The organism is Massilia sp. IC2-278 (genome assembly GCF_020708045.1).
GTDB lineage: Bacteria > Pseudomonadota > Gammaproteobacteria > Burkholderiales > Burkholderiaceae_D > Telluria.
In genome coordinates this window covers 228,250-241,045 of record NZ_JAJFES010000005.1, presented here as the reverse complement: position 1 = coordinate 241,045, position 12,796 = coordinate 228,250, and the positions used below count along the sequence as shown (strand labels likewise).

Here is a 12,796-nt window from a genome sequence, read left to right as displayed (position 1 = left end):
ACGCCCCAAACGAAAAAAGCCAGCTTGCGCTGGCTTTTTCGTTTCAACAAAGCCGGCCGAGGCCGGCATCGCCGATATTACGCTGGCTGGATGTTCGCAGCTTGCTTGCCCTTCGGACCAGTGGTGATCTCGAAAGTCACGCGCTGGTTTTCGGCCAGCGACTTGAAGCCTTGTGCGTTGATCGCCGAGAAGTGCGCGAACACGTCTTCACCGCCGCCGTCAGGCGTGATGAAACCAAAACCTTTTGCATCGTTGAACCATTTAACGGTACCGCTCGTCATTTTGTTACTCCCCTAAAGTTATTAGTTGTTATGCCTTGCCTGAACTACTGGTGTGAACGGATGACGTTTAGCGCCGTACTCAACAAAGCAGATTTATTATAGGGATAAGTTTGCTTTCGTGAAGCACAATTTGCATATCTTTTATTGCCGAGTTGGGTTGTAACGACATCTCGGCAGTCAATTAAATCTCTAAGGCAACGATTCAGAGGCTCATTGTTTCTTTCAACTGTGCAGCGTTGCGCCGCGATATCTCCAGTTTCTTCCCGTTATCAAGCGTCAGGATGTAGGCTGCCTCCATCCCTTCCTCGATCGCGGCAATCGCAGCCAGGTTCACGATGTGTTGGCGGCTGACGCGGAAAAACAGATGGCGCGGCAAGCGCTCCTCGATGCTGCCAAGCGACTTCTTCACATACGCATGGGTCTGGTCGAAATACACCTGCACGTGGTTCTTGCAACTCTCGAAGCAGCGAATCGACGCCAGGGGCACCATGTGCGCGCGCTCCCCATCCTTGATGAAGATGCGGCTGTGCGCCTCCAGCGGGGCCTGTACCGCGTCCGGCGGCGCGGGCAGGGCGCGCATCTCCAGCTTGCGCACGGCCTGCGCCAGCCGCTCGGCGCTCACCGGCTTGAGCAGGTAATCGACCGTATCGAACTCGAAGGAGCGCACCGCATACTCGGCATGCGCCGTGGTGAACACGATGCGCGGGTGGGTGTCCAGCTGCGCCAGCAGGTCGAAGGCATCGGCTCCGGCCATCTGGATATCGAGGAACAGCACGTCGGGGCAGGTGGCGCGGATCAGCGGCAAGGCGGTGTCCGGATGGTCCGCCTCGCCCACCACCTCGATGCCCGCATGCGTACCCAGCATGCGCACCAGGCCCTGGCGCGCCAGGCGCGCGTCTTCCACCACGAAGGCCTTCATGGCGCCGTCTCCAGCGGCAGGGCCAGCGCCACGCGGTAGCTGGCGCCGCTGTCGTGCAGCTCATGCCAGGCCCGCTCGCCGTACAGCAGGCCGAGACGCTGCGCGAGGTGGCGCATGCCTATTCCCATCCCCGTTTCGAGGCCGCCGCGGCCGCCATGCGCCGGCTTGTTGTTGATCACCTCCAGGCGCAGCAGCGCGCCATCCTGCCTGCCGCTCAGGTGCAGGGCGCCGCCCTCGCGCAGCGGCTCGATGCCGTGCTTGACCGCGTTCTCGGCCAGCATCTGCAACAGCAGCGGCGGCACCAGGCAGGCATCGAGCTGCGGCGGAATGTCGATGCGCACGCGCAGCCGCTCTTCCAGCCCGGCGCCGGCGATGGCCAGGTAGCGCTCGACGATCGCGCGCTCCTCGGCCAGCGGCACCTTGCGCCGCTCGTCGCCCGCCAGCGAATAGCGCAGGATCTCCGACAGGCCGACCAGCATGGCATCGGCGCGCTGCGCATCCTCGTGGATCATGAAGCGGATGTTGTTGAGCGAATTGAACAGGAAGTGGGGGTTCAACTGGTTCGACAGGCTGCGCAGCTGTGCTTCGTGCAGGGCGTTCTGCAGGTGCGCCGTCTGCAAGGCGCCCTCGCGCGCATCGCGGTTGCCGGTAAAGCTGATGTAAATGAAGATCCACGCGCAGATGAAGACCTGCGCCTGCAGGCTGGCGCCGTAGAGGGTACGCAGCAGGTAAGCCAACGGGTCCAGCGTCATGTCGTACTTCGCGTAATACACGGCCACGTCGTCCCAGAAGAAGGGCAGCGTCATGGCCGCCACGCTGGCCGTCACCAGCACCGCCGCGGCGCTGGCGTAGGCCACCGCCAGCAGCACCAGCCGCCCCATGCCCATGCTCTTCCAGCCGCGCCGCCGGTACAGCCAGCGAAACGCCAGCACGGCCAGCGTGTAGGGCGGCAGCCAGAGCAGGGTGGAGACGCCGTCGAGCAGGGCCAGGGGACTCCACAGCACGACGGTGAGCAGCGTGACCGCCATGCAGAAGGCGCCCGCGCCCAGGTGATAGAACCAGAATTGCCGGCTGGCCGGAAAGAAGCGGATGCCCATGGTCGTTGTTTGTTGTGTCATGGCAAGGTGATGGCGCAGTATAGCGTTGGCCATCACCACACCCGCAGGCGCGCGGCCGGAGGCAGGTACATGGCGTCTCCGGCGTGGGTGCCAAAGGCGTCGTGGAAAGCGTCGAGCTGCATGGCCGGGAAGTTGGCGCGCAGCCCCGGCGGCGCATGCGGGTCGCTCGTCAGCAGCTGCAGGGTGCGCTCGTCGCGCCGCTTCACCGCCCATTGCTGGGCATAGGCCAGGAAGAAACGCTGTGCGCCGCTGCGCCCGCCGATCACGGGCGCCGGCCTGCCGCCCAGCGCATGCTGGTAGGCGCGCCAGGCCAGTTGCAGGCCCATCAGGTCGGCCATGTTCTCGGACAGGGTCAGCCTGCCGTTCACGCGCGTACCGGGCAGCGCCTCCAGCGCATCGAAGCGTGCCGCCAGGCCCTTGCCGAACGCATCGAAGGCGGCATGGTCGGCGGCTGTCCACCAGTCGCGCTGCACGCCGCGGCTGTCGAACTGGGAGCCGGTTGCGTCAAAAGCGTGGCTGATCTCGTGCGCAATCAGGGCGCCGATGCCGCCGTAGTTGGACGCCTCGTCGGCCGCCGCATCGAAGAAGGGCGCCTGCAGGATGGCGGCCGGCAGGTTGATCTCGTTGAGCATTGGATCGTAGAAGGCGTTCGCCTCGAGCGGGCTCATGGCCCAGGCGCCGCGTTCGATCGGGGTGCCGGACAGGGCGACCAGGCGCAGCCATTCGTGGCGGCGCGCGCGGTTGCGGTTGCCGAGGGCGTCGCCGGGTTCGATGGCAAGCATGCCGTAGTCGCGCCATGTGGCCGGATAGCCGACCTTGGCGCGCATGCCGGCGATCTTCGCCTGCGCCTCCTTGCGGGCCTGGGTACCGAGCCAGGGGATGTGGACGACCGCTTCGCTTGCGGCGCGTTGCAGTTGCGCTGTCATGGCTTCGACACGCGCCTTGTGCCCGGGCGGGAAGTGACGCGCCATGTAGAGCGCACCGAGACCATCGCCCAGCGCCTCGGTGAGGGCGTCGAGCGCCCGCTCGTCCTGCGGCACCGGTACCGACAGGCCGCCCAATGCCTTGCCGCGGAATTCGAAGTGCGCGGCGCGGAAGGGCGCCGGCAGCAGCGGCGCCGACACGTCCAGCAGGCGCAGGTGGAAGTACAGCTTCCAGTCGTCCAGCGGCAGCTCGCGCTGCAAGGCCGCGATGGCGCCAGCCGCCGCCGGCTGCACTACGTTCACCGCGTGGCCTTCGGGTATTGCCGACGCCTGCAAAAAGGCGTCCCAGGCCAGGCCGGGCGCCCGTTGCGCAAGCTGGTGTGCGTCGAGCGAGCGCACATGCGCCGGGTTCATCGCCTCGGCCGCCGGCACGTGGGCCTGCGCCAGGCGCGTTTCCAGCGCCAGCACGCGCCGCGCGGCCGCCTGCGGTTGCGGCTCGCCGGCCAGCTGCGCCAGCGTCTCCAGATAGCGCAGATAGGCCGCCCGCGCCGCCAGCAGGCGCGCATCCTGGCCCAGGTAATAGTCGCGCTCGGGCAGGCCGAGGCCGCCTTGCATCACGAGCACCCGGTTGCGCGTCGGGTCCTTGAAGTCGGCAAAGCCGCCCCACAGCCACAGCGGCGTCTTGAGGATGCCCTGTGCCTGGCCCTGCCAGCGCGCCAGGTCGTCAACCGTGCGGATCGCGTCGATCGCGTCCAGCTGCGCGCGCAGCGGCGCCAGACCCGCGCGGTCGATTGCGGCCAGGTCGCGCATGCTGTCATGGAAGTCGACCAGCTTGCGTTCGATGCTGCCGGGTGCTTGCGGATGCGCGCGCAGGCCGTCGACGATGGCGCGCACGCGGGCGTTGACGCTGGCCGGCAGGTCGGCGCCGTAGACTTCACTGCGCTCGGCAGGAATCGCGGTGGCCGCCAGCCAGGCGCCATTCGCGGCGCGGAACAGATCGTCGTTGGCGCGCGTGGCCGGGTCGAGGCGGGCGGTGTCGAGCGCGGCGGCGGGAAGGGTGATGCAGGCAGCAAGCAGGAGCAGAGGCAAGCGGCAAGGGCGAAGGCGCATGGCGGTCGTCGATGTTGGTTGAGGAAGCGCCAGTATCGGGACGGTCCGGGCCGTGCAGGAAAAAAGGTGCCGAACGGTCCTGGAAGCGGACGAACGGCAGCCGGCTTGTTTCCGTATGGCGTACGGGGGGAATGACGCTGCGCAGCCTTTTCGCCGACAGACTGAGACGGCGCGTCAGGGCAAGGGCGCCGCTGCGCCTGTCTTGTCCGCCTCGGCCGCTGCGAACAGCAGGGCACGGATGCGCTTGCGCTCGCCGTGTGTCTGCTGCTCCGGCGCCGTACGCTGCGCCAGTTGGCCGGCCAGCGCACGCAGGATGTGGCCTCGTTCCTGAGCGGCCGGCAGCAGCACATACCGATCGACCCAACCCGGCTCGCCGGTCTGCCAGCCGCCGCGCGCATACACTTCCGGCTGGACGCCGCCGGCGCTCATGCTGTCCATGTCGTAGTCGGGGGCAACGACCAGGTAAGCCTGCCCGCCGCCCGGCGAGCGCAGCAGGTAGGGAAACAACTGCAGATCGGTCTCGAACGCCGCCCATTTCTTGCCGGCGGCGCGCAGGAAGCGATGCCCGAGCGTGCGCATGCCGGGCGAGTCGCTGCCGCTCAGCCGCTCTACCCAGAACTCCATCAGCACGCAGGTGCCGCTGCCATCGAGGTCGATGTAGCGGCGCCGGATGTTGTAGCGCGCGTGGGATTCCTTCAGGCGCGGCGGCGCGGCCAGGCGGGGCTTCGCGCAGGCGCTTGCATCGGTCAGCACCAGGTCGTTTTCAGGCCACGCCGCCTGCGCGCCAATGGCCGCGCCTGTCAACAAGAGCAGGGCGGCGGCGCGCGCCAGGATTGCCGGTGTCATGGCTGCTTCTGCTGGACCGCCCGCCCCGGCGCCGGCGGTACCCGCTCCCAGCCCGGTTCGACGACCTTGCCGTTGACGACCCTGTCCTCGCGGAAGTCGCCGCCGGCCATGGCGTATTGCACACCGCTGCCGCCCGTCCCGGGGCCCTGAGCCTTTACAAACTGTTCGACGTCCCAGCCGACCAGCACGGCCCCGTCCACGATCCTCAGCTTCAGGCGCAGCGCGCCGCCGTGCTGGCGGATGTAGTCGAAGACTTCCTGCGGGATGCGTTCGGCCACGGCCGCCGTGTAGTCGCCCATGACTGTGCCGCCGCTCCAGGTGCCTTCGCTCGTGAGATAGGGCTGCCCGCTGCGCCAGGTTGCCCGGATCGACCTGGGGAGGGCGCGCGATCCGCCGGCGCTGTTGCTGACGGCTTTCTTGCCGAGGCGCGCGGCGCCGGCAAATTGCTGGCCTTTGTCGTCGAAGACCGAGACGAAGGTTTTCTCGGGATTCGCGTCCAGCCTGAGCGTGCCGAAACCGGGCGGCCGGCCAGGCGCCTGTCCCGCGCCGCCATCGTGGGCGGCCCATGCGCTTGACAAGGGAAGGCTGAGCAGGCCAAGCAGGGGGAGAAGTCGCAGTCGCATCATGTGTGCTTTCATCGTGGGGGCTGTCATTGAACGGTGAGGGTCAGGTCATAGCCGTGCTGCTTCAGCCATTCCAGGTAGGCCGGCATGTTGACGTTACCGGTAACGTAATCGGCGCGTGGCGTGCGCACCAGGTTGCCCTCCGCATCGGCCGTACCCGGCAGGTAGGAAATGAACTGGCCGGTGTCGCCGAACTCCATGCCGGCTCCCGACATGTTGCGCTGCGTCGAGGTGCGGCCGTTCGTGTAGCGGACTTGGCGGTCTTCCTCGGATGCGGTCGGGGCGCCGGTGAACTGGTTGTCGCTCTTGTCGTGCAGGACCGGATCGGCCTTGATCGGCGCCGTGCTGGTGCTGACCGGCACGCCCGCCTTGACAGCCTGGTTCAGCATCCAGTTCAGCGCAACCTTGGCCAGGTCGTTCTGGTCGGAGGCAAAGCCGCCACCGATGTCCGCGTGCGCGCCGATGAAGCCGAGTTCGATGCGGGTCTTGTTTTCCGGCGCCCTGTTCCCCAGTATCGACTCCAGCGGGAAGGCGCCTACGGAACCGGACAGGTCACGCAGGGTCTGGCCACGGAACTCGTTCAGCGCCACGGCCTGCGCCACATACGCAAACTGGTCGGGAATGCCGAGCTGGTAATCCGGGCCCGAGCCCCAGTCCGTGCTGAGCACCGTATCCCACAAGCCCATGAAGCGGAAGTTCACGCGCTGGCAATGGGTGACCGTCGCGCCGTTTTCGATCGTCGTGTAGCGGTACCAGCCGTTGGTGGTATTGGCGACGATCCGGTTGGCGAAGTCGCGCGCTTGGGCGGCGCCCCGGCTGAAGCCGATGATGTCGATTTCCATGATCTCGTTGTCGGCGGCAAGGTCGGCCTCCATCCTGAAATACTCCACCATGCGCTCGATCCTGGCCCGGCCCGAGTAGTTGGCGCCCATGTCGGCCTTTTCGTCGGACAGGGGAATATACCAGGGCACGTAGTCGCCGGGCCGGATCGGCCGCGACGGGTCGCTGGTGTCGACCGTCCCCACGCCCGAGATGTAGCGGCTGTTGTCGCTGTAGGCGCGCTGGAACAGGGCCACGTTCGAGAGCGAACTCTGGTTTTCCCTCAGCCAGTTCGCATCCTGGGTATTGCCCGTGCCGTCGAACGCAAACAGGACCAGCCCTTCCGGGTCCACGTACTTGAGCGGATTGCTGTCGACGTAGGCATACGCATTTGCCGCGGCATGCAGCCCGAGCGGGTCGGGGCTCAGGTAGCGGCCGGTGCGCGGATCGTAGTAGCGGTGGTCGTTGTAGTACAGGCCGGTTTCCTCGTCCTCGACCTGGCCCGGCAGGCGCAGCGGCTGGCGGAAGGCGCTGCGGACACGTTCGTCCGCCGTCACGGCGCCAAAGGCGGCATAGCGCACCTTCCACACCGCCTTGCCGTCGCCATCGGTGGCCGCTTCCGGCGCGCCCAGGTGGTTGGTGTGCAGGTAGGTCACGCTCTGGCCTGCGATGCCGAACCAGTTGCGGAAGGCGGTGCCGACGTCGCGCAGCGCCTGCACGAAGGCCGAGGCGGGGGTGGCTGGGTCGACGCCATCTTCGCTGTCGATCACCGCCAGCGGCCGGCCCGCCAGGTAGACATACTCGCGCAGCACGCGGCCTTCGGCATCGAGTTCGGCGTTCAGGCGGCGTCCGCTGTACAGGTAGAAGCGCTGCTGGTCGCCGGTGCGCTTGGCGACCCGTTCGCCGCGGTGGTTGTAGCGGTACTCGGCGAGCAGGCGGGCGCCTTCGCGCACCGACACCAGCTTGCCGAGCGCGTCCCAGCCATAGCTGCGCTTGCCGGCACTGCGCGGCTGGCCGTTCGCATCGTATTGCACCGCGCCTTGCGCCCCGGGCTGGCCCAGCCAGCGGTTGCTGTCCGGCGCATAGGCGGTGCGCAGCGTGGCGCCTTCCTGGCCCAGGATGCGGTTGCCGCCCTTGTCGTAGAAATAGCGCGCTTCAGCGGCGCCGTCGAGCGCCACCTGGCGCAGGCCGGCGGCCGTGTCGCGGCGTGCTTCCACGATCAGGCGGTCGTGCGCATCGTAGGCGTGGTCGCGCACGCCGCCGGCAGCGGCCAGGCGCAGCAGGTTGCCCTGCACGTCCCACAGGTAGCGGTAGTCGAGCACGGCCTGCGTATCGAAGCGCAGGGCCAGCGGCGCCGCCGGCTGCGCGGATGCCGCATGGGCCGGCGCGATGCCGAAGCGCCGCGCCAGGCTGGCGCTGGCCGCAGCCGGCGCATGGCCGGCGCCCGGCGCCTGTGCCGTTCCAGGCCCCCGCTCGTAGGCCACGCGCGCCAGGGCGCCTGCTGCGCTGCGCTCGAAGCGTGCCCGGATGCCGTTGCCGTACTCGAAGCCGCTGATGTCGGCCAGGTCGCGCCGGATGCCGTGCGCCAGGCGCTCGGCCGGCAGCATCCAGCGCAGCCAGGGCGTGACGATGCGCTGGCGCTCGAGCCCCACGACCGCGTTCATGGCGTCGCGCTTCACCTGCAGCAGGCTGCCGTCGGCCAGCGTCACCGACTCCGTCTGCCCGTCGGCGCCGTAGCCGTAGCGCACGCTGCTGACCAGCGGCGCGCCGCCCGGGCGCTGCAGGGTGACTGTCTTCTGCAGCAGGCGTCCCTTGGCGTCGTAGGCGTAACGCTCGCCCTGCACGGGGTGCTCGACCGCCACCAGCAGCGCGCCCTCATAGATCCAGCTGGTGACCTGCGGGCGCGCCATGCCGGGGCCGCTCACGCTCTGGCGCACGATGCGGCCGGCGGCGTCGTAGCGGTACTCGGCGCGGTTGCCGAGCGCGTCGCCGGTGGCCACCAGGCGGCCGGCCTCGTCGTAGCGGCGCGTGGCGGCGCCGCTGTCCGGGCTGTCGATGCGCAGGGTGCGGCCGAAATCGTCGGTGGTGTAGCGGGTGCGCGCGCCGTTGGCGGCGGTGACCGCGGTCGTGATGCCCAGCGCGTCGCGCTCGATCTGCGTGGCCTGCGCCTGCCAGGTATTCGCGGCGTCGATCACCTCGGCCAGCTGGCCGGAACCGTCGTAGCGGTAGCGCTGGACGCGGCCGAGCGCATCGATGCGCGCCTCGGCCTGGTCGGCCGCGTTCCAGACGATGCGGCGCACGCCGCCTTCGGCGTCGCTCACCGCGCTCAGGCGGTTGGCCTCGTCGTAGGCATACTGGCGCACCTGGGCACGGGCGCCGGCGCGCAGGCCGGTTTCGCGCAGGCGGCCCTCGGTGTCGAACAGCTGGCGCTGCCATTGCCCGTCCCGGTTCACGCTCCAGACATTCAGGCCGCCCAGGTCGGCGCCGCGGCGGCTGGTGGCCGTGTAGGCGCCGTCTTTGGTGTAGCCGGTTTCCGCGATCCGGTCGAGGACGTCGAAGCGGGTCTGCCAGGCGATGCCGCCGCTCGTCACCGTGCTGCGGCGGCCGCGTGCGTCATAGCCGTAGCGGGTGGCGGCGCCGCTGTCGCTGCGCACGCCGGCGATGCGCCACAGGGCGTCGTACTCGACGCTGCTGCGCAGCATGCCCGGCCGGGTCAGCGCCAGCGGCGCATTGCCCTTGCCGTCCCATTCGATCTCGGTGATGTCGGAGTCGGCCGGCGTCGCCTTGGGCCCGTTCGGCAGCGGGCCGTCGATGCGCGCCAGCAGGCTGCGGCCGTTCACGGTGCGGTAGCCGTAGCGCGTGGTGCGTACGATCGGCACGGCGGCGCCGGCCTGGTCACCGGCATGCGGCGCCCAGCCGTGTTCGCTGATGCTGAGCGGCTGGGCCGCGTCGTTGTAGGCGATGCGGGTGACCGCCTCCTTGCCGGCCACCACGCTTGGGCGGACGATCAGGGTCGGGCTGTCGAACTGGCCGTACTCGTAGCGCGTGACCAGTTCGGCGCGGGCGGGCTTGCCGTTGACGTAGGCGAACTGGCGGATGCGCAGCGGCCGGCTGCGCGCATCGTATTCGGTGCGCAGGCCGCGCAGCGGCTGGCCGTTGCGGTCGAGCTTGGTGGTTTCGAGCAGGCGTCCGGCCTCGTCGTAGCTGTAGCGCAGGTTGGTTTCGCCGCAGTCGGCGCAGCCGGGGCCGCGCACCTCGAGCAGGCGGTACTGGCCGGCCAGCACCGCGTGGCGGTACACGGTCTTCTGGCCCAGGCTGTTGGTGAGCGTGGTGCGGCCGGGCGCGCTGAAGTCGAGTTCCACTTTTCCGCTGTTGCCGGCGTGGCTAGTGAATACCGCCTTGCCGTCGGCGTTGTAGCGGTAGGTCGCATAGCGCTGCGCACCTTGCCCGTCGAGCAGGCTGATACCGGTCAGGTAGGTCGGGCGCAGCGTGTCTTCGTAGTGGTAGTCGCGCCCGCCGGCATTGCCCGGATAGCGCACCCCGGCCAGGTTGGCCAGCAGGTCGCGCGCGCCCACCGTTGCGCCTTTGGGCGGCGTGCCGCCATGGCGGTAGGTAAAGCGGCCGAGCGGGCTGTCGATCGACTCCACGCCGGCAAAGGCATTGCTGCTGCGGCTGCGGTAGTTCAGGCGCAGGCTGCGGCCTTGCGGATCGGTCACGCTCAGCAGCAGGCCGCCGCGGTCGTAGCCGAGGGTGAGGAACTCGCCGCCCGGATGGCGCACCTGGACCAGCTTGCCCCTGGTGTCGAAGCTGAGCTTGCGGCCGTCGGCCATGGTCCACACGTATTCTTCCTGGCGGGTGCGGCGGATGATCTCGATGCTGCCGTCGGCCGGATCGCCGCTGGCGCACAGGCTGGGCTGGCGCGGGTCGCGGCTGAAGATGATGCGGCTGCCGTCGGCCTGCACCACCTGCAGCGTGGCCGGAGTGATGTACAGGTCGGTTTCGTAGGACAGCTTCCAGCCGCGCCCCAGCAGGTTGGTCGAGCCGTTCGGCCCGCTGTACGCGCTGTTGTAGTGGCGCACGATCTCGAGGCCGAGCACGCCGGGCAGGGCGGGCATGTCGACTTCGCGCCCGTACTTGTTGCCATTGATGATGTTGACCGGGTTGCCGGCGCCGACGTTGATGCCGGTGGCGCTGCCGCTGGCGGCCGGACCGCCGGCGCCGCAGGTGGCCCCGCCCGGGCCGGGGCCACAGGTGCCGGGCGGCGTGACCGGCGGGGTGCTGGGCACGCAGCTGGAGTTGGGCGGGCAGTCCGGCGTTATCGGGAAGCCGGGGATCTCGGCCTGGGCGGGGGAGGCCAGGGTGGCCAGGGCGGCCGACATCAGGGCGGCGCGCAGCATGCTGGCAGGGAGCGGAAAGCGGGTCATGGGCGTGGTCGGGTCAGTCATGGAATGGATGAACAGTCGGTGCACGGTGCAAACTGGCGATCGCGCTAGCGCTTGCAGCGCGCCAGCAGGTGGCGCGATACGGCGCCATACAGCTCGGGGGATGAGCGCTGCGGGCTGTCCGGGTTGCAGGCCTGCGCGATCTCGTCTTCCTCGATCTCGTGATCGAAGCGATCCAGCGCATCCTCCGGCACGGCGTCCTTTGCCGAGGGGATGCGGGCGCCGTGCGTCTTGAAGAAGGCGTACACCTCGGCCGCTTTCGATCCGGGTTCCCATTTGTCCAGGAGGCGCAGGCTCTGCCGGCCGGCATCCCATGCCAGGATGCGGTAGCCGGGCAGGCTGTCGCGTCGCACATGGCGATTGTAGAAAGCGCTGACCAGGTAATTCACCCTGTTCTTCGCATCATGGATGACGCTGACCTCTTCGCCGAACAAATAGTGCGCCTGCTGTTCGTCCGTCTTGCCAAAGCCCAGTTCATCCGGCTTGTTGGCCGGTACCGTGGCGCCAACGCGCAGCCAGCCGTTCTTGCGGCCGAAATAAAGTGTATTGATGGAATCGCGGTCGCCTCCGCTCGACAGGGCAGAAGCCGCGTGGAGGTACCAGTCGCACATGCCGTCGTTGTCGAGATCGATCTTCGAAAACGCAAACCAGGTATGGTTCGAAGCGCCGTCGATTCTTTCCCAGCCATTGCCGCTTACGGCATGATCGCCGGGCTTTGCGTCCCGTACCCAGGCGAATTCCTTTTCTTTCCTGGCCAGCGCCTGGTATTTGTCCGGCAGCGGCTTCCCGGGCGGCATGCGGCAATCCGGCATGTCGAGCGTGAGCTGCATGCTTGCGCCCTGCGCCGTGGTGGTAGCGGCGGCGAGGATCAGTCCATTTGCAAAAAGGCAGATTTTTTTCATCAGGTATCGGGGCTCGCCAGGAATGAGGCGGTTTTCATTGCACATGATTGGTGTCGTGTCCGGCGCGGCCGACTTCCGCTTGCACCCAGGGTGCGCACACAAAAATCTCCAGGGGATGTTCTTCATTTTTTATATCCGGGCGCAGGAAATCCTGGTTGGCATACTGCCCTCGACAGAATTCTTTCTGCCAGAAACGCATGACGAAGGCATAGTCGTGCTTTGACACTTCCTGAGGCATATCGAACTCGTGATTCCATCTATAAACTCGATAGCTTCCCGGATTGCCCCAGAAGTCGGGGTAGGCGCTGGAAAATCCGGCGAAGTAAGGCGCAGTGCCTTCGGCTGCATACGCGACAAGCACCGGCGCCATTCCCGTTACAGCACCCGGCATTACCAGGCCTTCCGGGACGGGCAGCTTCCTTTTCCAGAACGCTTTCAAGCGCTTCATGTTCCCGAAAGATCTGGCACCTTCCGGTGTTCCCAACAAAATGGCTTCCCCTGCCCGGTATTCGGGTAATTGCGTATTTGTCGGATAGGGTAGGGAAATGATCCAGTCGCACCAGCCGTCACCATCCAGATCGATATTGCTTGCCGGCGCAGCGATGCTTTCGGCGCGTATCGTTTCCTTGATCCTGGGCGCTGGACGGCCGGCACCCTTGCATTGAACAGGCGGGCGCACACTCAGGTGCGAAGATGGTAGCGACTCCGCTTGCACAGGCTGAAACGTAAGGAAGAGGCATGCGAATGCCAGTCTCGATGCATTCATCTTGCCGGCATCGCTACCTGCTTGAATCCCGTGTTCGAACATGATCT

At 67.5% G+C, this 12,796-nt stretch carries 9 protein-coding genes; all 9 read right to left on the bottom strand.

Annotated features, from left to right (window positions below; translation table 11 throughout):
• Positions 1-77: 77 nt before the first annotated feature.
• On the bottom strand, positions 78-281 hold the full coding sequence (locus LK540_RS12810) for a cold-shock protein (RefSeq protein WP_229437690.1): 204 nt from the start codon (positions 279-281) through the stop codon (positions 78-80).
• 202 nt (positions 282-483) lie between these two features.
• Positions 484-1,200, bottom strand: coding sequence for a LytTR family DNA-binding domain-containing protein (locus LK540_RS12805; protein ID WP_229437689.1), 717 nt, complete (start codon positions 1,198-1,200; stop codon positions 484-486).
• Positions 1,197-2,318 carry a sensor histidine kinase gene (locus LK540_RS12800; protein WP_229437688.1) on the bottom strand — a complete coding sequence of 374 codons (1,122 nt, stop codon included), beginning with the start codon at positions 2,316-2,318 and terminating at the stop codon, positions 1,197-1,199. The genes LK540_RS12805 and LK540_RS12800 overlap by 4 nt, the downstream gene beginning before the upstream one ends.
• 32 nt (positions 2,319-2,350) lie before the next feature.
• On the bottom strand, positions 2,351-4,351 hold the full coding sequence (locus tag LK540_RS12795; RefSeq protein WP_229437687.1) for a M13 family metallopeptidase: 2,001 nt from the start codon (positions 4,349-4,351) through the stop codon (positions 2,351-2,353).
• Between the two features lie 174 nt (positions 4,352-4,525).
• Positions 4,526-5,197, bottom strand: coding sequence for a hypothetical protein (locus LK540_RS12790; protein WP_229437686.1), 672 nt, complete (start codon positions 5,195-5,197; stop codon positions 4,526-4,528).
• Positions 5,194-5,823, bottom strand: coding sequence for a hypothetical protein (locus LK540_RS12785; protein WP_229437685.1), 630 nt, complete (start codon positions 5,821-5,823; stop codon positions 5,194-5,196). Before LK540_RS12785 ends, LK540_RS12790 begins: the two co-directional genes overlap by 4 nt.
• A gap of 23 nt (positions 5,824-5,846) precedes the next feature.
• Positions 5,847-11,084 carry an RHS repeat-associated core domain-containing protein gene (locus LK540_RS12780; RefSeq protein ID WP_229437684.1) on the bottom strand — a complete coding sequence of 1,746 codons (5,238 nt, stop codon included), beginning with the start codon at positions 11,082-11,084 and terminating at the stop codon, positions 5,847-5,849.
• A gap of 44 nt (positions 11,085-11,128) precedes the next feature.
• Positions 11,129-12,028: a hypothetical protein gene (locus LK540_RS12775; protein ID WP_229437683.1), complete on the bottom strand. Its 900-nt coding sequence runs from the start codon at positions 12,026-12,028 to the stop codon at positions 11,129-11,131.
• The gene (locus LK540_RS12770) at positions 12,018-12,791 is read right to left on the bottom strand and encodes a hypothetical protein (RefSeq protein ID WP_229437682.1); all 774 of its coding nucleotides are present in this window, start codon (positions 12,789-12,791) and stop codon (positions 12,018-12,020) included. The genes LK540_RS12775 and LK540_RS12770 overlap by 11 nt, the downstream gene beginning before the upstream one ends.
• Between the last annotated feature and the right edge of the window lie 5 nt (positions 12,792-12,796).